Source organism: Aquimarina sediminis (genome assembly GCF_002895435.1).
GTDB classification, from domain to species: Bacteria; Bacteroidota; Bacteroidia; order Flavobacteriales; family Flavobacteriaceae; genus Aquimarina; species Aquimarina sediminis.
Genome location: NZ_POYJ01000003.1, coordinates 168823 through 187602 on the forward strand (window position 1 = coordinate 168823; position 18780 = coordinate 187602).

Here is an 18780-nt window from a genome sequence, read left to right on the forward strand (position 1 = left end):
TTATTTATTAAAAATTTGAGGAAAATATAAATGCCAGTACTTAAAGGAAAATTAGAAATACAAGATTTTTATAAAATCATATTTCAAGATGAATCGATTGAGATAGACGATAGTGTGTTAGCAACTGTAGAAGAGAGTTTCGATTTTTTAAAAAAATTTTCTGAGAACAAAATTATATACGGGGTAAATACTGGCTTTGGACCAATGGCTCAATATAGAATCAATGATGAAGAAAGAAATCAATTGCAGTATAATTTGATTCGAAGTCATGCATCTGGAACAGGAAATCCCATCCCTTCTATGTATGTAAAAGCAGCAATGTTAGCTCGTTTGAATACACTTTGTTTAGGGAATTCTGGAGTTCATAAGTCCGTAGTAAGTGTGATGATTTCTATGATTAATAAAAAAATCACTCCTCTTATTTATGAACACGGAGGCGTAGGAGCAAGTGGAGATTTGGTGCAATTAGCGCACTTGGCTTTAACGCTTATTGGTGAAGGAGAAGTGTTTCATAAGGGAGAACGAAAATCTACCAAAGAAGTTTTTGAACAAGAAAGTATAGAACCAATAACAGTTGCATTAAGAGAAGGACTCGCGATAATGAATGGTACTTCAGTAATGACAGGAGTTGGACTAGTTAATACAATTTATACGCGAAGATTATTGAATTGGATGGTTTCTGCATCTTGCGCCATTAATGAAATTGTAAAAGCGTATGATGATCATTTGTCATATGAATTAAATCATGCCAAAAAGCACATAGGGCAACAGCAGATAGCCAAACAAATGCGAACGCATTTAGAAAACAGCTCTTTGATCAGAAAAAGAGAAGAATATTTGTATAATGATCAGACCGAAGTTGATGTTTTTAAAGAAAAAGTACAAGAATATTATTCTCTACGCTGTGTTCCGCAGGTATTAGGTCCTGTGCTGGATACATTAAATAATGTAGAGAAAATCTTAATAGAAGAAGTTAACTCTGCAAATGATAATCCAATTATAGACGTAAAAGAGAAACATGTATATCACGGAGGGAATTTTCATGGAGATTACGTGTCTTTAGAAATGGATAAGCTAAAAATTGTAGTGACCAAAATGACAATGCTGGCAGAACGTCAATTAAACTATTTGCTTAACTCAAAATTGAATAATATACTCCCACCATTTGTGAACCTTGCCAAATTAGGATTAAATTTTGGAATGCAAGGAGTACAGTTTACTGCAACATCCACAACTGCCGAGAATCAAATGTTGTCAAATCCAATGTATGTACATAGTATTCCTAATAATAATGATAATCAAGATATTGTTAGTATGGGAACAAATGCCGCAATGATCACAAAAAAAGTTATTGAAAATGGGTTTGAAGTTGTGGCAATTGAGTTGATAACTATTATTCAGGCAATTGAATATTTAGATCTAAAAGATGAGGTTTCTGTTAACACCAAAAAGATGTATGATTCTATACGAAATATAGTTCCTATATTTACAGATGATGTAGTAATGTATCCCTATGTAAATAAGGTAAAAGATTTTATTATAAATAACGAAAATATAAGCTCTTAAGAGGTGTTGCAGTATATTGGATTTTAAACATATTTTCTATACTCAACCCCATCGAGCAATTAAAGAATAAGTAATAGTATTGTAGGATTATCATTTACATGAAAAAAGATAAAAAAGAACTTAAAAAATACGCATTAATAACTGGAGGATCCAGAGGAATAGGAAGTGCTATATGTATCCAGTTGGCTAAAGATACAGATTATCAGATTTTAATTAATTATAAAGGCAATATAGATGCCGCTAACAGAACATTAGAACAGGTAATAGCAGCAGGAGGAAAAGGAGAGTTGCTGCAATTTGATGTAGCCGATGAAAATGATGTAAAAACAACACTTGATACATGGCATGATAGTCACAAAGATGCTATTGTGGAAGTTGTAGTTAACAATGCGGGAATTACAAAAGATGGATTATTCATGTGGATGAAGAATGAAGATTGGACTAATGTTATCAATACAAGCCTACACGGCTTTTTTAATGTAACTAATCATTTGATACAAAAATTACTCGTTCATCGATATGGTCGTATCATAAATATGGTTTCTGTCTCTGGATTAAAAGGAACACCAGGGCAAACTAATTATTCTGCGGCCAAGGGAGCAGTTATAGGGGCTACAAAAGCACTGGCTCAAGAAGTGGCTAAGAGAAATATTACGGTAAATGCCGTAGCTCCGGGGTTTATCAAAACTGATATGACTAGTGAGTTGGATGAAAAAGAACTAAAAAAACTAATTCCTGCTAATAGATTTGGAGAAGCAGAAGAAGTTGCTCATGTAGTGTCGTTTTTAGCCTCTAAAAAAGCATCGTATATTACAGGTGAAGTTATAAATATTAATGGCGGAATTTACTCGTAAACTAATTCTGAATACATGAGAAGAGTTGTAATCACGGGAATGGGCATATATTCTTGTATAGGTAAAAACCTTGAGGAAGTAAAAGAATCACTATATAATGGGAGATCAGGAATAATCTTTGATGAAGGCAGGAAAAAAATTGGATATCGTTCTTGTTTAACTGGGATGGTGGAAGAACCTAATTTGAAGAAATTATTATCTAGAAGACAACGTATTAGTTTGGGGCAAGAAGGAACATATGCTTATGTTGCTACACTCGAAGCACTCAAGAATGCTAATATAGATCAATCTTTTTTGGATCAGAATGAAGTTGGCATACTTTATGGTAATGATAGCACAGCAAAATCTGTTATTGAGTCAGTGGATAAGATTAGAGAAAAGAAAGATACAACCTTGGTTGGTTCTGGAGCCATTTTTAAAGGGATGAACTCTTCGGTAACCATGAATCTATCTACCATCTTTAAACTTAAAGGGATAAATTTTACTATTAGCGCTGCTTGTGCTAGTGGATCTCATGCTATAGGTATGGCCTACCAGCTTATAAAAAGCGGACTGCAAGACTGTATCATTTGTGGTGGGGCTCAAGAAATAAATGAGCTTGCTATGGGAAGTTTTGACGGTTTAGGCGTCTTTTCTGTAAATGAAAAAGACCCTCAAAAAGCATCTCGCCCTTTTGATACCAATAGAGATGGGCTGGTGCCTAGTGGAGGAGGAGCTACACTCGTTGTAGAAAGCTATGAATCAGCAATTAAAAGAGGAGCAAATATTCTCGGAGAGATTATTGGATATGGATTTTCTTCTAATGGAGAGCATATATCTACTCCAAATGTTGATGGACCATCCAGAGCCATGAAAAAAGCTATCCAACAGGCAGAAATTAAAACGTCTGACATAGATTATGTAAATGCGCATGCTACCTCTACTCCGGTAGGAGATGCTAATGAAGCCAAAGCTATATTTGATGTTTTTGGAGAAGATGGTCCCTATGTTAGTTCTACAAAATCAATGACCGGTCATGAATGCTGGATGGCTGGAGCAAGTGAAGTAATTTATTCTATGTTGATGATGCAACATTCCTTTGTAGCTCCAAACATTAATTTGGAAACCCCTGATGATCAGGCTTCTCAATTAAATTTGGTGAGCAAAACTCTAGATAAAAAAATTGATGTATTTTTGTCAAATTCTTTTGGATTTGGGGGAACAAATTCAGCAGTAATAATAAAAAAATATTAAAAGTTAGAAGATGGATAAAGAAGTTATTATTGAAAAAATAAACAACTTTCTTATAGATGAATTCGAAGTTGAGGTTGATGACATTGCACCAGAAGCGAATTTAACAGAAACACTAGAGTTAGATAGCTTGGATTTTGTTGATTTGGTGGTGGCTATTGAAGCTAATTTTGGAGTGAAATTAGTAGGAGAAGATTTTATAGATGTAGTAACTCTTCAAAATTTTTACGATCTGATCGAAAAAAAAATAAGTTAAAAAATAAGAATTAATAATGGCTGCCGAATGGAGTGGAAAATCCGGAGGTTCTGTTTTGGGATACAGGATATTTGTCTTTTGTATTAAGAAACTAGGATTACTTTCAGCGTATTTCTTATTATATTTTGTTGCAGCTTATTTTTGTCTATTCTCTAGAAAAAGTACAAAATCCAGCTACTATTATTTTCATAAAAGGCGAGGGTATTCAGTGGTAAAAAGTATTCTGGGAATATACAGGAGTTATTATAGATTTGGTCAGACTATTATTGATAAAGTTGCAATCTCATCAGGACTAAGAAATAAATTTACATATCATTTTGATGGTATAGAAGAGTTAAAGAAACTACTAGGTCAGAAAAAAGGAGGTATACTCATTAGTGCTCATGTTGGAAATTTTGAAATCGCTGAGTATTTTCTGAATGAGCTTGATGAAAATCCAGAAATAAGTTTGTTGACAACAGATTCTGAGCATCGTGCAATTAAAGAATACCTGGAAAGTGTGATGGTAAAATCCAATATAAAATTTATTATCATCAAAGATGACCTTTCACATATCTTTGAGATTAATACAACACTATCTAGAAATGAACTGATTTGTATTACCGGAGATCGATATGTACAAGGAGCAAAGTTCTTAACAGGGGAGCTTTTGGGTAAGGAAGCAAGATTTCCTGCAGGACCTTTTTTGATAGGGTCAAGATTAAAAGTTCCTGTAGTCTTTGTGTATGTAATGAAAGAAACCAGTAAACATTATCATTTGTATGCAAGAACGGCAGAGGTAAAACATAGAGATTCTCAAGACCTACTTAAAAAATACACAAACAATGTAGAATGGATTCTTGAAAAATATCCATTACAATGGTTTAACTATTTTGACTTTTGGAATGATATAAATTAATGGAAAGCAAATGAATTTACTTAAAGAGAAAATAACAGATAGTGATATTATTCTAAAGCTTATTCCACAAAGAGCGCCAATGATAATGGTAGACTCATTACTATATTATGATGCGGCAAAAGTGATTTCGGGACTTACAGTTACTGGTAAGAATATTTTTGTTGACAATGATAAACTTACCGAACCCGGTCTCATTGAACACATGGCGCAAACCGTAGCCCTATATACAGGATATCATTTTTATATTAATAATTTACAAGCTCCAGAAGGATATATCGGTGCGATTAAAGGAGTTGAGATAAGTAAGCTTCCATCAGTAGGAAACCAATTGGAAACAGAAGTAGTAATTTTACAGGAAATAATGGATGTAACTCTGGTTAAAGGAACCACTCGATTAGATGGTGAGATTATTATGACTGCTCAAATGAAAACTGTTTTGAAAAAGTAAGTGCAATGAAGAAGAAAGAGCATGCCGATGCAACAAAATATAAGGCAACCTATGATATAAGAATACGGTTTAATGAAACCGATCCACTGGGGATTGTATGGCATGGTTATTATATTCATTATTTTGAAGATGGGAGAGAAGCTTTTGGAAGAAAATACGGAATCTCGTATCTGGATGTTCAAAAAAATGGATACGCAACGCCAATTGTAAAGTCACTATGCGAACATAAATTACCCTTGCGATATGGTGAAATTGCTACAATAGAGACTACGTTTGTTAACACCTCTGCGGCCAAAATGATTTTTTTATATAAAATTTTAAATGCAGAAGGAAATATTGTATGTACAGGAGAGACTGTTCAGGTATTTGTAGATGATAAAGGAGAACTATCACTAACAAATCCACCCTTTTTTGAAATATGGAAACAACAAATGGAGATAGTATAAAACAATAATGAGATCAGTTTTTATTACAGCAGATAATATAGTGTCACCACTCGGGTTTACTAGTGTAAAGAATATTGCTCAGATTGCGCAAGAACAGACTGGGATTGCATTGCACTCTGATATAGCTATGTCTGCGTCCCCTTTTTATGCTTCAATAATTAAAAACGATACATTAGAACAAGCATTTCGGCAAATTGATGATGAAGCAAGGTTTACAAAACTTGAAAAAATGATGCTTCTTTCTTTGCAGGATACAATTTCTAAAGCTTCATTCTCTATCACCAATAAAACAGCATTGGTCATTTCTACCACAAAAGGGAATATTGATGTATTGCATTCAGAAAAGAGTGTTTTTTCGCCAGATAGAGCGTATTTGCCAGTACTAGGAAATAAAATCAAAACTTTTTTTGGATTTAAAAATGACCCCATTATTGTATCTAATGCTTGTGTGTCAGGGATTCTTGCAGTCGCAGTTGCAAAAAGATTAATTCAGAGTAATTTCTATGATAATGCTTTTGTTGTAAGTGGAGATATTGTTTCAGAATTCACATTATCTGGATTTAATGCCTTTCAAGCTATTAGCAATGCACCTTGCCAACCTTTTTCAAAAAACAGAAAAGGAATAACTATTGGCGAGGCTGCCGCATCAGTAGCTATTACAACTGAAAAAGAAACAAATGAGGTTGTCGAAATTATTGGCGATGGATCATGTAATGATGCTAACCATATTTCTGGTCCTTCAAGAAATGGAGAAGGATTGTATAAAAGTATACAATCGGCGATAAAAGAAGCCGATATCCAGACCGAAAATATAGATTACATATCTGCTCATGGGACAGCAACGCTATACAATGATGAAATGGAAGCTATTGCGGTAAACAGGGCGAATTTGGGAAATACTCCTATAAATAGTCTAAAAGGATATTATGGGCATACATTGGGAGCATCAGGATTACTAGAAACCATTGTTGGTTTGCATACTATGAAAAACAATACCCTATATACATCTATAGGAATTGATGAACTGGGAGTGTCTGAGCCTATAAATATTATCAAAAGTAAACAATCAAAAGACGTAAACACTTTTTTAAAAACAGCTTCGGGTTTTGGAGGTTGTAATACAGCAGTCCTTTTTAAAAAACATAACATTTGAAAAATAACTTTGGTATAGCAAGCTATTGTAGCATTAAAGACAATATGATTTTTCATAATGGAAAGGAAATTGTAATAAAAGACAGTAGTCTTTCTTGTAATGAATTTTTAAAACAAGTTTACAAAGAACATGTAAATGACTATGCCAAATTTTTTAAAATGGATACTATCAGTAAACTCGCTTTTTTGGCTGCAGAATTTATATGTAACCAAGCTTCTGTTTTGCCAAAAGATAAAGGAGACATGGCTATTGTACTGTCGAATAACAGTGCTAGTTTGGATACTGATAGAAAACATCAGGATACCATAAATGATAAGAATAATTATTTCCCTAGCCCCGCCGTATTTGTATACACATTACCAAATATTGGAGTTGGAGAAATTAGTATCAGACATGAGATACAAGGAGAAAATGCCTTTTTTGTCTTTGAAAAATTTAATGCCAAAGCATTAATGCAGTATTCAACAGCCTTGATTAATGCCCAAAAATGTACTCATGTATTATGTGGATGGGTAGATGTCGACAAGGATCAGTATGATGCATTTATGTATCTTGTAAGTAAAGATGGTCAATTTAAACACACAGAAGAAAATATTAATACATTATATCAAAAAAACTAATGGAAGCATTAAAACTAGAACTTAAAGAGAATATTATTGAACAACTCAATTTAGAAGATTTTACCTCTTCTGATATAGCTGATGATGATGCCTTATTTGGTGATGGATTGGGTTTGGATTCTATTGATGCTTTAGAGCTTATTGTAATTCTTGATAAAGATTATGGGATTAAAATAACTGACCCTCAGGAAGGAAAAGAAATTTTTAAATCGATTACATCCTTAGCCTCATATATTACTACACATAGAACAAAATAAAATGTCTGAACAAGGGGTAGCAATAACAGGTATGGGTATTATTTCTTCTATAGGTAACACTGTAGAAGAAAACTTAAATGCACTGATTTCTTCAAAAAAAGGAATTGCTCCCATTGTTAACATTCAAACAAAACATAAGGATGTAATTAAAGTTGGTGAAGTTTTATTGACAAATGAAGAACTAGCAGAACGACTTGGCTTAATTAAAGAGAATAATTACTCTAGAACAGCTTTGCTGGGCTGTATTGCCGGTAAAGAAGCACTGGCAAATGCCAAGATTAGAAACATAAAAGAGTATAGAACAGGGTTGATTTCTGCAACAAGTGTTGGAGGGATGGACATGACAGAAAAGTATTGTAATACTTTTGGATCGGATATAGAAAGCCAGAAATACATAACAAGTCACCATGCAGGCGATAGTACTCAGAAGATAGCTAAGCAGCTGGGGATTTCTGAATTTGTAACCACAATAAGCACAGCTTGTTCATCTGCGACTAATGCGATTATGCTAGGTGCTCGTTTAATAAAAACAGGACAATTGGATCGGGTAGTTGTAGGAGGAACAGACTGTTTGTCAAAATTTACTATTAATGGATTCAAGACATTAATGATTTTGTCAGATACCGATTGTAAACCTTTTGATGCAGACAGAAAAGGATTAAACCTTGGAGAAGCTGCTGCATTTATAGTGTTAGAATCCAACACTGTAATACAAGAACAAAAGAAAGAGGTGTTGGCATTTATAGCTGGATATGGCAATGCAAATGATGCCTATCACCAAACGGCCTCTTCTGCAAATGGAGAAGGAGCATATTTGGCAATGCAAAAAGCGTTGCAAGTTGCCGGGATAAAACCAGAGCAGGTAGATTATATTAATGTGCACGGTACAGCTACGCCTAATAATGATGCCTCAGAAGGTGCTGCAATACAACGTGTTTTTGGAGAGAGTATACCTGATTTTAGCTCTACAAAAGCCTTTACAGGACATACATTGGCAGCCGCAGGAGCAATCGAAGCGGTTTATTCGATTTTAGCATTAAAGCATAATGTAATATTTCCTAATTTAAATTTTGACAACCCAATTCCAGAATTTGGTATGTGCCCAGTAACCGAAGTGAAAGAAAAAGCATTACATTATGTTTTGTCTAATTCATTTGGATTTGGAGGTAATTGTTCAACACTTATATTCTCAAAGAATTAATGAAACCGTGTTACATACATAGTATTGCTTCTATTTCTGCCCAAGAAACATTAAATAGTGATCTCTTTTTAAGAAATGTAATTGAGCATGAATCTAATATGATTAGCGCTATTAGACCTAATTATAAAGATTTTATCTCCCCTGTTGCAAGTCGAAGAATGGCTACTGGTGTAAAAATGGGAGTAGTCACTGCAAAAACGGCATTGAAAGAAGGAGGAATAACACAGCCAGATGCAATCATTACAGGTACAGGAATGGGGTGTATTGAAGATTCTGAAAAATTCTTAAATACAATCATTAATAATGATGAAGAATACCTGACTCCGACTTCATTTATTCAATCGACACACAATACGGTAGGGGCGCAAATAGCACTTGGATTAGAATGCAAATCATACAATGTAACCTATGTGCATGGAGCTAATTCATTTGAGTTTGCATTATTAGATGCCCAGTTAATGCTTCATGAAGCAACCGCAAATACTATTTTGGTAGGAGGAGTCGATGAACTGGGAAAGAAATTTATAACAGATTATGCATTACTCCATGATACACAAAAAGTTCCTTTTAGTGAGGGGGCGCATTTTTTTACGGTTACTTCGGAAAAACAAGAAAATAGCTATGCTACTCTACAGGCTGTAAGCTGTATACAATCAATAGCAGTAGAAGAGATATCTTCTAGAGTAAGAGACTTTCTAAAAAATAATAATCTTTCAGCTTCTGATATAGATGTAGTCGTTTTAGGTAATAATGGAGACGAATATGATATGTATTATTCTCGCTTACAGGATTCTCTGTTTAAAAATGCGTTGCAACTAGAATACAAGCACTTATGTGGTGAATACTATACCGCTTCGGCATTTGGATTGTGGGGAGCTTCTAAAGTGATGAGAAATCAAATCGTTCCTGATGCTTTGAGAATTAATACCATCAAAAAATCACAATACAAAACCATTTTGTTGTACAATCAGTACAAGGGAGAACATCATAGTTTTATCCTATTAACAGCATGCTGACATTTAAAAACATAAATACTTTAACTGTTCTATTGTTAATAGGTGTTTTGATCTGTGATTTTTTTATTCTATTACTTCCTGCATTATTTTATGTGATGTTGGCAGTTGTTTGGTTGTTTTTTACGGTAGTAGGGTCTTTTAATATCAGGTGGAGTTATCACTTGAAAGTATATAATAAAAGGAATGTAATTACAGAAAAAAAAGTTGTTATCACTTTTGACGATGGTCCTAGTAATAAGTATACATTAGAGGTATTAAGTCTTCTGAAAAAATATAATGCAACGGCTACTTTTTTTTGCATTGGTAAGAATATAGAACAATATCCAGAAATAGTTAAGAGAATCGATGCAGAAGGGCATATTATAGGGAATCACTCGTATTCTCACAGTGATTTTTTTGGCTTTTATGGAGCAAGAAAAGTTATTGGAGAAATAAAAAAGACAGATGAGTTGATAAAAAACAATATTGATAAAAAAGTGAAGTTCTTCAGACCTCCTTTTGGAGTTACTAATCCCTCAATTGCTAAAGCCGTTAAAAAAACAGAACATCTAACTATTGGTTGGAATATTAGGTCATTAGATACGGTGATAAAAGATGATAAAGCAATACTAAACAGAATTACAAAAAGAATTGCTCCTGGGGCTATTATTTTGCTTCATGATTCTCACGAAAGGATACTTCCTGTTTTGGAACAATTATTGATATTTTTGCAAAACAACAATTATCAAACAATATCATTAGAAACATTACTTAACCATAAAGAATATGCGTAATACTACTTTTCTATTTATTTGTTTTATGTCATTTCTAGGAGTATTTGCACAAAGTCCTTTAGACAAACAAGAAGCACTTGCATTTAAACAAGCAGTTGTAAAAACAGCAAATACTACCAAAACAATTGTAAGTGATTTTGTGCAATATAAACATCTTAACTTTTTGAATAACGATATTAAAACGGTTGGTAAACTAGCCTTTAAATCTCCTAACCTGATTAAATGGGAATATACAGAGCCTTACAAGTATACTGCGATATTTAACGAGAATAAATTGTTTGTCAATGATGGAGGAGATAAGAGTAATATTGATGTTGGTTCTAGTAAAATGTTTAAAAATTTCAATAATCTTATCATTAATAGTGTAAAAGGGAATATGTTTAATGATGAAGAATTTGTAATAAACTATTATAGGGTTGATGATTTTTATATGGTGAGATTTATTCCTAAAAAGGAGAATATGCTTAGTTTTATAGCAAGTTTTGAGCTTACTTTTGATAAAAAAACGGCTGATGTAGTAAAAGTGAAAATGATAGAACCTTCAGACGATTATACGTTAATAGTATTCAAAAATAAAAAAAGAAACACTACGGTTCTCAATGAGGTATTTCATCATTAGTATTTTTGTTTTTAGTGGTTTATCTTCTTGTGCTTTGTCAACCACCAAAGCAGCAGTAGAGGTTGCTCCCTCTGTAGCTATTTATCATAATTTTTACTTTTCTGATAAGACTCAAGATTATGTATATAAGGCTAAGATAAATGCCTTTGACACTAATTTTGGAGGAATTCTAATCGTTAAAAAACTTGGAGATCAAAACCATCGAATAGTTTTTACAACAGATTTTGGGAATAAGATTTTTGATTTTGAGATAGGGAAAGAAGGTTTTAAAACACACTATGCCATTGAACAGTTAAATAAAGGTGCAGTTTTAAAAATTTTTCAAAGAGATTTTGAAACTCTTATCAAGGAAAATGTTGTGCCAGTTAAAATGTTTCGGGATAAAGAAAATATGATTTATCGCTCGATATTGGATAAGAGATATAATCATTATTTTGTTGACTTGGAGACTAAAGAATTGCAAAGAATTGTACATACCACAAAAACAAAAGAGAAAATTGTTTTTAGCTTCAGTAGTGTGAAAGGAGATATTGCAAAAAAAATAAAGATTCTACATAAAAAATTACCACTTACCATTGACCTGTTTTATCTGAATTAGTAAAGCTTAGAAATATCCAATAATGAACGAAAAATGTTAATAAAAGATTTTTATACCGTAGTAAAGGTTACCTTGGTTGAAAAGGAGCTCCTACATGCACATATATCATTGAATAAGAGGCATAAAATATTCGAAGGGCATTTTCCCGGTAACCCTGTGACTCCTGGGGTGTGTATGATTCAAATTATAAAAGAAATTGTAGAAAAACATCTAGAAAAAAAACTTTTTTTAGAGCGTATTTCTAATGTGAAGTTTACAGCATTGATAAATCCACATGTAAACCCAGAACTTTTGATGGAGGTTTCTATCGCAGAAATAGATGGAGTAGTCAAAGTAAAGAATATTAGTAAATTTGCAGATGGCGTTATTGCATTAAAGTGTAATGGTACTTTTATACTAGGATAATCCGAATTAAGGAAGATATATATGGAGGAAATTACTATTGAACACAAAATAAAGGGTTTAAATTGCTGTGTAATAATTCCTACCTATAATAATAGCAAAACACTACAACGAGTTATTGATGGAGTACTAGTGTACACCAACGATATTGTTATTGTAAATGATGGATCTACAGACACTACATCACAAATATTAAATGAATACTCCCAAATTGAACAGATTCATATACCCAAGAATAAAGGGAAAGGTAATGCCTTGCGGCTTGGGTTTAAGCATGCAAGAAAATTAGGATACCAATTTGCGATTACGATTGACTCAGATGGGCAACATTTTCCCGAAGATATCCCTGTTTTTATTAATACATTAGACTTGTCAGATCCCAAAAATATCCTTTTGATTGGTGCCAGAAATATGAACCAGGAAAGTGTGCCAAAAAAGAGTAGTTTTGGAAATAAATTCTCTAACTTTTGGTTTTGGGTAGAGACAGGGCTAAAGCTCAAGGATACTCAATCAGGATATAGGTTATACCCTATACAAGCAATGGAGAAGTTAAGTTTTTGTACCACAAAATTTGAATTTGAAATAGAGGCTATTGTAAAAGCGGCATGGAGTGGTATATTGGTAAAAAATATTCCTATACAAGTACTGTATGACGAGTCTGAAAGAGTTTCACATTTTAGACCTTTTAAAGACTTTACGAGGATAAGTATTCTTAATACCTGGTTAGTTATAGTTACTTTCTTTTATGTCAAGCCAAGAGATTTATTTCGAAAAATTAAAAAAAAAGGATTTAAACGTTTTTTCTTCGAGGATCTTTTAAAAAGCCAGGACTCTCCTCAAAAAAAAGCATTGTCTCTAGCATTAGGGGTTTTTATTGGGTTATCTCCTCTTTGGGGGTTTCACACTATGTTAGTGATTTTTTTAGCAATTTTTTTTAAACTAAATAAAGTAATAGCTTTTGCTTTTTCTAACGTAAGTTTTCCGCCATTTATCCCTTTTATTGTTTTTGCAAGCTTAAAATTTGGAGCTTTTATTTTGGGAGATAATCATAAGATTTCGATAGAGGATATAAATGAAAACTATAACTTCTTTAAAGATTTGAAAATTTATATTATAGGTAGTTTTTCTTTAGCAATTGCTACAGCAGTTACTCTAGGAGGATTTAGTTATATTCTTTTGTCATTGTATAATAAAAGAAATAGAGTTGAATGATGAGTGCGTTTTTTATTAAGATACATGAATATTTCTCATCCAAAAAACCTTGGAGTATTATTGTTGTGGCACTTTTGTTTTTAGGATTGATTTTTATGGCTTCAAAAATTGAATTTGAAGAAGATATAACAAAGTTAATTCCTGATAATAATAAGACCAGTGATGCTCAAAAGGTGCTTAAAACAGTAAATTTTGCAGATAAGATTATAGTAAATATCATGATTGACTCTCTTGGGTCTGTCGATGATTTAACAGATTATGCTTCTCGTTTTCTAGAAGATGTTAACAAGAAATCTGGCTCGTATATTAAGAGTATCCAAGGAAAAGTAGATGATGACAATATTCTTAAAACCTTAGATTTTGTTTATCAAAACTTACCATTATTTCTTGAGGAACAAGATTATCAGGTTATAAAAAATAAAATTCAGAAAGATAGTATTGATGTAATCACAAACAAGAATTACAAAACGCTAATCTCACCAACAGGGATTGTTGCCAAAAAAACAATACTAAAAGATCCTTTGGGGTTGTCATTTATAGCACTTCAAAAACTACAGCAACTTAATATAGGAGATCAATTTACGTTGCATAATGGGTTTTTGTTAAGCAAAGATCAGAGGAATATTCTATTATTTATAAACCCCGCGCTAAAATCTAGTGAGACCTCTGAAAATGCAAAATTTGTAGCTGATTTATATGAGATCAATAAGATCCTTAATGCAGAATTTGAAGATAAAGTAAAGAGTGAGTATTTTGGAGCGACACTAATCGCCGTTGCCAATGCCAAACAAATCAAAAAAGATATTCAGTTTACGGTAGGTGTAGCACTTACCATACTATTGTTAATTCTTATGCTCTTTTATAAAAGAATAACTATTCCAGTAATTTTGTTTATTCCTACAGTTTTTGGGGGATTGCTAGCTATAACGGTATTGTTTTTAGTTCGAGAAAAAATTTCTGCTATTTCTTTAGGTATTGGATCTGTATTATTGGGAGTGACCTTAGATTATTCATTACATATTCTTACACATATTAGGGGTAATGCAGATATCAAAAGTTTATATAAAGATATAAGTAAGCCAGTTTTGATGAGTAGTCTTACCACTGCATGCGCATTTTTATGTCTTTTGTTTTTAAGCTCTCAGGCGTTACAAGATTTGGGGATTTTTGCTGCTATAAGTGTTTTAGGAGCTTCCTTTTTTGCACTACTTTTTATCCCCCAAGTATATACAGATCCTGTTAAAGGAAAAACAAAGAAAACGAGTATAGATCGTCTTGCAGCTTATAAGCTGCATAAAAACAGATGGAGTATTAGTGTCCTTGTAATCGTTTTGGTAATTAGCGCATTTACTTACGGGAAAGTCTTTTTTGATAAAGATTTAGAAAAGCTAAATTATAAATCCGAGGTTTTAAAAGAAGCAGAAAAACGATTGGATCGCTTGATGAATATTACTAAGAAATCTATGTATTTGGTTGCATACGGTAATACTGAAGAAAAAGCACTGATCGTTAATGATAGTATTTATAGAGAATTGGCAGCACTCAAAAAACAAAAAGAAATCATCAATTTTAGTTCGGTAGGAGCATTTGTGCATTCTAAAGAAAATCAGAATAGAAAAATTGCTTTATGGCAAAGGTTTTGGAGTGATCAAAATATACAAAATACCAAAAATAACCTTATAGAAAGTGGTGAGCAATTAGGGTTTAAAGCGAATACTTTTCAAACATTTTATACTCTTTTGGATAGAGAATTCGAGCCATTAGAAACAAATGATTATGCTTCTTTGTCGATATTTGATTTAGAAGATTATATCACTTCTAGGCAGGGTTTTACCACTGTTGCCTCATTAATTAAAGTAGATAAGCAAAAAACTGAACAAGTACGAGCTACCTTTAAAAACGGAAGGCATCTAATGCTTATTGATCGGCAACATATGAATGAAACTTTTTTGGGAAACCTAAAAAATGATTTTAATACACTAATAAAGTACTCGCTCATTGTAGTTCTTATCATTCTTATACTATTTTATAGAAGCTTTTCTCTTACTCTGGTTACCAGTATACCAATATTTTTGACATGGCTATTGACCATCGGTATTATGGGGCTGTTAGGCGTAGAGTTCAATATCTTTAATATAATTATATCTACTTTTATTTTTGGACTTGGTATAGATTATTGCATATTTATTACCAATGGATTGCTTACCGAATATAAAACTGGAGAAAAAGCACTGCCAACACACAAAACATCAATAATCCTTTCTGTAATCACGACCATTTTGGGAGTAGGGGTATTGATTTTTGCTAAACACCCAGCGTTATATTCAATCTCATTGGTTTCTATTATTGGAATTCTATCTGCTGTTTTTGTTTCTTTTACAGTTCAACCTATATTATTTACTCTTTTTATTGGAAGCAAAACCAAGAGACCAATTACATTGCGGGTATTTATACATGGGATGCTATCCTTTGGTTATTTTGGATTAGGTGGATTTTTGCTATCTATCTTTAGTGTATCGATAATAAAAGTTATTCCTGTAAACAAGCGAGTAAAGATGAAATGGTTTCATAGGGTTGTTTCAAAATTTATGAAATCGGTATTGTATTCGAATCCTTTTGTAAAAAAGAAAATTAGCAACCTAAATAGCGAGACATTTGATAAACAAGCTGTAATTATCGCAAATCACACATCTTTTCTGGACATTCTAACGATTGGGATGCTACACCCTAAAATTATATTTCTGGTAAATGATTGGGTGTATAATTCTCCGGTTTTTGGAAAAGCAGTGCAATTAGCTGGGTTTTATCCTGTCTCTAGTGGTATTGAAAATGGCTTGGATCATTTAAAAGAAAAAGTAGAGCAGGGATATTCTTTAATGGCATTTCCCGAAGGAACAAGGTCTAATACTAACAAAATTAAACGATTTCATAAAGGAGCGTTTTATCTTGCAGAAAAGTTCGATCTGGATATAATCCCAGTACTGATTCATGGTAACTCTGAAGTGTTGCCAAAAGGAACTTTTGTGATCAAAGATGGAAGTGTTACTGTAAAAATATTGGATAGGATATCGAGTTCAGATACTAGTTTTGGAGAGAGTTATTCAAAAAAAGCAAAACAAATAGGAGTTTATTTTAGAAAAGAATTTAGTTTACTTCGAAAAGAAATCGAACAAGATGATTATTTCAACTCTATTGTGCTAGAGGAGTATAGGTACAAAGGAGATGTACTGTACAAAGAGGTTCGTAAGGATTTACAATTGTATAAAGAAATATATCACATAATTACAAATTCTATTGGTGAAAAGGACACGATAACCCATCTGTCTAAAGATTCGGGACAACTAGATTTTCTATTGTCTTTACGTGCTGTAGACCGCAAGCTTTTTAGCTATCTAGAAAATAAAACAAGACGCGCAATAGTAAGGAATAGTTATATCACAAATAACAATAGTAAGATTACAATTGCCGATACATGCAAAGAGGCACTGGCACTACAAGCAAATGTGCTGATTCTAAATTTGTCTGTTAATAAAAGTCCTCTATTAACACAAGAAAAACAACAAGATTTTGATATTATTATTTTATTAAAAGATAGTATATCTTATGCAAAAGATATAAATATCGATGTATTTAAAAAAGAATATCAAAATAGTAACCTTATAATCTTTAGAAAACAAATAACAATTAGAAAATGAAGGATCGATACGATGTAGTAATTATCGGAAGTGGTTTAGGCGGATTGATCTCGGCAAACATTTTGGCAAGAGAAGGTTACACGGTATGTGTGTTAGAAAAAAATAATCAATATGGCGGAAATTTACAAACATTTGTAAGAGATAAGACTATTTTTGATACTGGGGTACATTATATTGGAGGGCTTTCTGAAGGTCAAAATCTTTATCAATATTTCAAATATCTTGATATTCTCGATGACCTCAATTTAAAAAAAATGGATGAAGATGGTTTTGATATCATTACTTTTGGTAATGATCAAACAGAATATAAGCATGCTCAAGGATATCAAAACTTTGCAGAAACCCTTATAGATCAATTTCCAGAGGAAGAAAAAGCTATCAAAAGCTATTGTGCAAAATTAAAAGAGACCTGTAATCAGTTTCCGTTATATCACTTAAAACATGGTAAGCCCTATATTGAAAATTTAGAGCTTTTTGAAGAAAGTGCAAAAGAATATATAGAAAGCCTTACCACAAATAAAAAACTTATTTCTGTTCTGTCGGGTTCAAATTTGTTGTATGCGGGTGATGGTAAAACTACTCCTTTTTATGTTCACGCACTATCCGTAAACTCATATATAGAGAGCGCTTATCGTTGTGTAAATGGAGGGAGTCAGATTTCTAAAGCACTAATTCGGAAACTTAAAAAATTTGGAGGAGAAGCATATAAGTATAAAGAAGTTGTAGCTTTTAATTTTGATGATAAAGAAATAGTATCAGTAACTACAAAAGACGGGAAAGAAATTAAAGGAACCACTTTTATTTCTAATGTTGATCCAAAATTAACATTAAAGTTAATAGGAGGGCAAAAACTCCGAAAATCGTATATAAATAGGGTGCAAAATATAGAAAGTGTTATCTCTACCTTTAGCCTATATATTGTTTTAAAGCCAAACACTTTTAAATATCGTAATAAAAACTACTACCATTTTAAAGGAGAAAATAGTATATGGACTGCTCAGGATTATACTCAAGAAAGTTGGCCAGAAGCATATATGGTTTCTATGGGGGTAAAAAAAGATACAGATCAGTGGGGGGAAAGTATTACCGCAATGACCTATATGAATTATGATGAGGTAATACCATGGGAAAATACTTTTAATACTGTTGCCCATAAAAATGATCGAGGACAAACATATGAAGAGTTTAAAGCTCAAAAAGCTGAAGCGTTTATTAAAGAAATAGAGAAAAAGTTTCCCGAAATTAGAAGCTGTATTCAAGAAGTGTATACCTCTACACCTTTGTCATATAGAGATTATATCGGTAACAATAGAGGAGCTGCTTATGGGTATGTAAAAGATGTTAATAATCCTTTAAAGTCTTTTGTGTCGCCAAGGACTAAAATCAAAAACTTATTGTTTACAGGGCAAAGTCTGAATATGCATGGAATTTTGGGAGTGACTATCAGTGCAGTGATTACATCATCAGAACTTGTGGGTAGAGAATATTTGTTAAACAAAATATTAGAGAGCAATAAAGAGAAAGACCCACAGTAAA

19 protein-coding genes are annotated in these 18780 nt (G+C 32.6%); all 19 read left to right on the top strand.

The genetic code is table 11. The annotated features are described in order from the left end of the window. The first annotated feature begins 30 nt into the window (after positions 1–30). The 19 genes from C1X07_RS09425 to C1X07_RS09515 all read left to right on the top strand — a co-directional run bounded on the left by C1X07_RS09425 (position 31) and on the right by C1X07_RS09515 (position 18779). Positions 31–1566: an HAL/PAL/TAL family ammonia-lyase gene (locus tag C1X07_RS09425; RefSeq protein WP_103069761.1), complete on the top strand. Its 1536-nt coding sequence runs from the start codon at positions 31–33 to the stop codon at positions 1564–1566. 98 nt (positions 1567–1664) lie between these two features. Beyond that, complete coding sequence (fabG, locus tag C1X07_RS09430) at positions 1665–2420, top strand: 3-oxoacyl-ACP reductase FabG (protein ID WP_103069762.1); 756 nt, start codon at positions 1665–1667, stop codon at positions 2418–2420. Between the two features lie 15 nt (positions 2421–2435). Then, complete coding sequence (locus C1X07_RS09435; protein WP_103069763.1) at positions 2436–3653, top strand: beta-ketoacyl-[acyl-carrier-protein] synthase family protein; 1218 nt, start codon at positions 2436–2438, stop codon at positions 3651–3653. Positions 3654–3663: 10 nt separating this feature from the next. Further along, positions 3664–3906 (top strand): acyl carrier protein, encoded by a 243-nt coding sequence (locus C1X07_RS09440; protein WP_103069764.1) that lies wholly within the window; start codon positions 3664–3666, stop codon positions 3904–3906. A 16-nt stretch (positions 3907–3922) separates the two neighbouring features. Then, positions 3923–4804 carry an LpxL/LpxP family acyltransferase gene (locus C1X07_RS09445; RefSeq protein ID WP_103069765.1) on the top strand — a complete coding sequence of 294 codons (882 nt, stop codon included), beginning with the start codon at positions 3923–3925 and terminating at the stop codon, positions 4802–4804. 10 nt (positions 4805–4814) lie between these two features. After that, positions 4815–5252 (top strand): hypothetical protein, encoded by a 438-nt coding sequence (locus C1X07_RS09450; RefSeq protein WP_103069766.1) that lies wholly within the window; start codon positions 4815–4817, stop codon positions 5250–5252. Between the two features lie 5 nt (positions 5253–5257). Then, the gene (locus C1X07_RS09455; RefSeq protein ID WP_103069767.1) at positions 5258–5698 is read left to right on the top strand and encodes an acyl-CoA thioesterase; all 441 of its coding nucleotides are present in this window, start codon (positions 5258–5260) and stop codon (positions 5696–5698) included. 7 nt (positions 5699–5705) lie between these two features. After that, complete coding sequence (locus C1X07_RS09460; protein WP_103069768.1) at positions 5706–6851, top strand: beta-ketoacyl-[acyl-carrier-protein] synthase family protein; 1146 nt, start codon at positions 5706–5708, stop codon at positions 6849–6851. Further along, complete coding sequence (locus C1X07_RS09465) at positions 6848–7471, top strand: beta-ketoacyl-[acyl-carrier-protein] synthase family protein (RefSeq protein WP_103069769.1); 624 nt, start codon at positions 6848–6850, stop codon at positions 7469–7471. The genes C1X07_RS09460 and C1X07_RS09465 overlap by 4 nt, the downstream gene beginning before the upstream one ends. Further along, a complete protein-coding gene (locus C1X07_RS09470; RefSeq protein ID WP_103069770.1) occupies positions 7471–7728 on the top strand; it encodes a phosphopantetheine-binding protein in 258 nt (85 codons plus the stop codon). Before C1X07_RS09465 ends, C1X07_RS09470 begins: the two co-directional genes overlap by 1 nt. 1 nt (position 7729) lies before the next feature. Continuing rightward, positions 7730–8929, top strand: coding sequence for a beta-ketoacyl-[acyl-carrier-protein] synthase family protein (locus C1X07_RS09475; protein WP_103069771.1), 1200 nt, complete (start codon positions 7730–7732; stop codon positions 8927–8929). Then, on the top strand, positions 8929–9945 hold the full coding sequence (locus tag C1X07_RS09480; RefSeq protein ID WP_103069772.1) for a beta-ketoacyl synthase chain length factor: 1017 nt from the start codon (positions 8929–8931) through the stop codon (positions 9943–9945). The genes C1X07_RS09475 and C1X07_RS09480 overlap by 1 nt, the downstream gene beginning before the upstream one ends. Then, entirely contained in the window at positions 9939–10718 is a 780-nt protein-coding gene (locus C1X07_RS09485; RefSeq protein WP_103069773.1) for a polysaccharide deacetylase family protein, read from the top strand. The genes C1X07_RS09480 and C1X07_RS09485 overlap by 7 nt, the downstream gene beginning before the upstream one ends. Beyond that, positions 10711–11337: a LolA family protein gene (locus C1X07_RS09490; protein ID WP_103069774.1), complete on the top strand. Its 627-nt coding sequence runs from the start codon at positions 10711–10713 to the stop codon at positions 11335–11337. The genes C1X07_RS09485 and C1X07_RS09490 overlap by 8 nt, the downstream gene beginning before the upstream one ends. After that, positions 11318–11935: a hypothetical protein gene (locus C1X07_RS09495; protein ID WP_128755234.1), complete on the top strand. Its 618-nt coding sequence runs from the start codon at positions 11318–11320 to the stop codon at positions 11933–11935. The genes C1X07_RS09490 and C1X07_RS09495 overlap by 20 nt, the downstream gene beginning before the upstream one ends. 33 nt (positions 11936–11968) lie before the next feature. After that, the gene (locus C1X07_RS09500; protein WP_103069776.1) at positions 11969–12340 is read left to right on the top strand and encodes a hotdog family protein; all 372 of its coding nucleotides are present in this window, start codon (positions 11969–11971) and stop codon (positions 12338–12340) included. 21 nt (positions 12341–12361) lie between these two features. Continuing rightward, on the top strand, positions 12362–13549 hold the full coding sequence (locus C1X07_RS09505) for a DUF2062 domain-containing protein (protein WP_103069777.1): 1188 nt from the start codon (positions 12362–12364) through the stop codon (positions 13547–13549). Further along, positions 13546–17244, top strand: coding sequence for an MMPL family transporter (locus tag C1X07_RS09510; protein WP_241507224.1), 3699 nt, complete (start codon positions 13546–13548; stop codon positions 17242–17244). Before C1X07_RS09505 ends, C1X07_RS09510 begins: the two co-directional genes overlap by 4 nt. Then, positions 17241–18779: a phytoene desaturase family protein gene (locus tag C1X07_RS09515; protein ID WP_103069779.1), complete on the top strand. Its 1539-nt coding sequence runs from the start codon at positions 17241–17243 to the stop codon at positions 18777–18779. The genes C1X07_RS09510 and C1X07_RS09515 overlap by 4 nt, the downstream gene beginning before the upstream one ends. Position 18780 lies beyond the last annotated feature (1 nt).

Bases quoted from the DNA above. Each gene is read 5' to 3' on its own strand.
- C1X07_RS09425 (WP_103069761.1), top strand. From the start codon at position 31: ATGCCAGTACTTAAAGGAAAATTAGAAATACAAGATTTTTATAAAATC.
- fabG (WP_103069762.1), top strand. From the start codon at position 1,665: ATGAAAAAAGATAAAAAAGAACTTAAAAAATACGCATTAATAACTGGA.
- C1X07_RS09435 (WP_103069763.1), top strand. From the start codon at position 2,436: ATGAGAAGAGTTGTAATCACGGGAATGGGCATATATTCTTGTATAGGT.
- C1X07_RS09440 (WP_103069764.1), top strand. From the start codon at position 3,664: ATGGATAAAGAAGTTATTATTGAAAAAATAAACAACTTTCTTATAGAT.
- C1X07_RS09445 (WP_103069765.1), top strand. From the start codon at position 3,923: ATGGCTGCCGAATGGAGTGGAAAATCCGGAGGTTCTGTTTTGGGATAC.
- C1X07_RS09450 (WP_103069766.1), top strand. From the start codon at position 4,815: ATGAATTTACTTAAAGAGAAAATAACAGATAGTGATATTATTCTAAAG.
- C1X07_RS09455 (WP_103069767.1), top strand. From the start codon at position 5,258: ATGAAGAAGAAAGAGCATGCCGATGCAACAAAATATAAGGCAACCTAT.
- C1X07_RS09460 (WP_103069768.1), top strand. From the start codon at position 5,706: ATGAGATCAGTTTTTATTACAGCAGATAATATAGTGTCACCACTCGGG.
- C1X07_RS09470 (WP_103069770.1), top strand. From the start codon at position 7,471: ATGGAAGCATTAAAACTAGAACTTAAAGAGAATATTATTGAACAACTC.
- C1X07_RS09475 (WP_103069771.1), top strand. From the start codon at position 7,730: ATGTCTGAACAAGGGGTAGCAATAACAGGTATGGGTATTATTTCTTCT.
- C1X07_RS09480 (WP_103069772.1), top strand. From the start codon at position 8,929: ATGAAACCGTGTTACATACATAGTATTGCTTCTATTTCTGCCCAAGAA.
- C1X07_RS09485 (WP_103069773.1), top strand. From the start codon at position 9,939: ATGCTGACATTTAAAAACATAAATACTTTAACTGTTCTATTGTTAATA.
- C1X07_RS09490 (WP_103069774.1), top strand. From the start codon at position 10,711: ATGCGTAATACTACTTTTCTATTTATTTGTTTTATGTCATTTCTAGGA.
- C1X07_RS09495 (WP_128755234.1), top strand. From the start codon at position 11,318: ATGAGGTATTTCATCATTAGTATTTTTGTTTTTAGTGGTTTATCTTCT.
- C1X07_RS09500 (WP_103069776.1), top strand. From the start codon at position 11,969: ATGTTAATAAAAGATTTTTATACCGTAGTAAAGGTTACCTTGGTTGAA.
- C1X07_RS09505 (WP_103069777.1), top strand. From the start codon at position 12,362: ATGGAGGAAATTACTATTGAACACAAAATAAAGGGTTTAAATTGCTGT.
- C1X07_RS09510 (WP_241507224.1), top strand. From the start codon at position 13,546: ATGATGAGTGCGTTTTTTATTAAGATACATGAATATTTCTCATCCAAA.
- C1X07_RS09515 (WP_103069779.1), top strand. From the start codon at position 17,241: ATGAAGGATCGATACGATGTAGTAATTATCGGAAGTGGTTTAGGCGGA.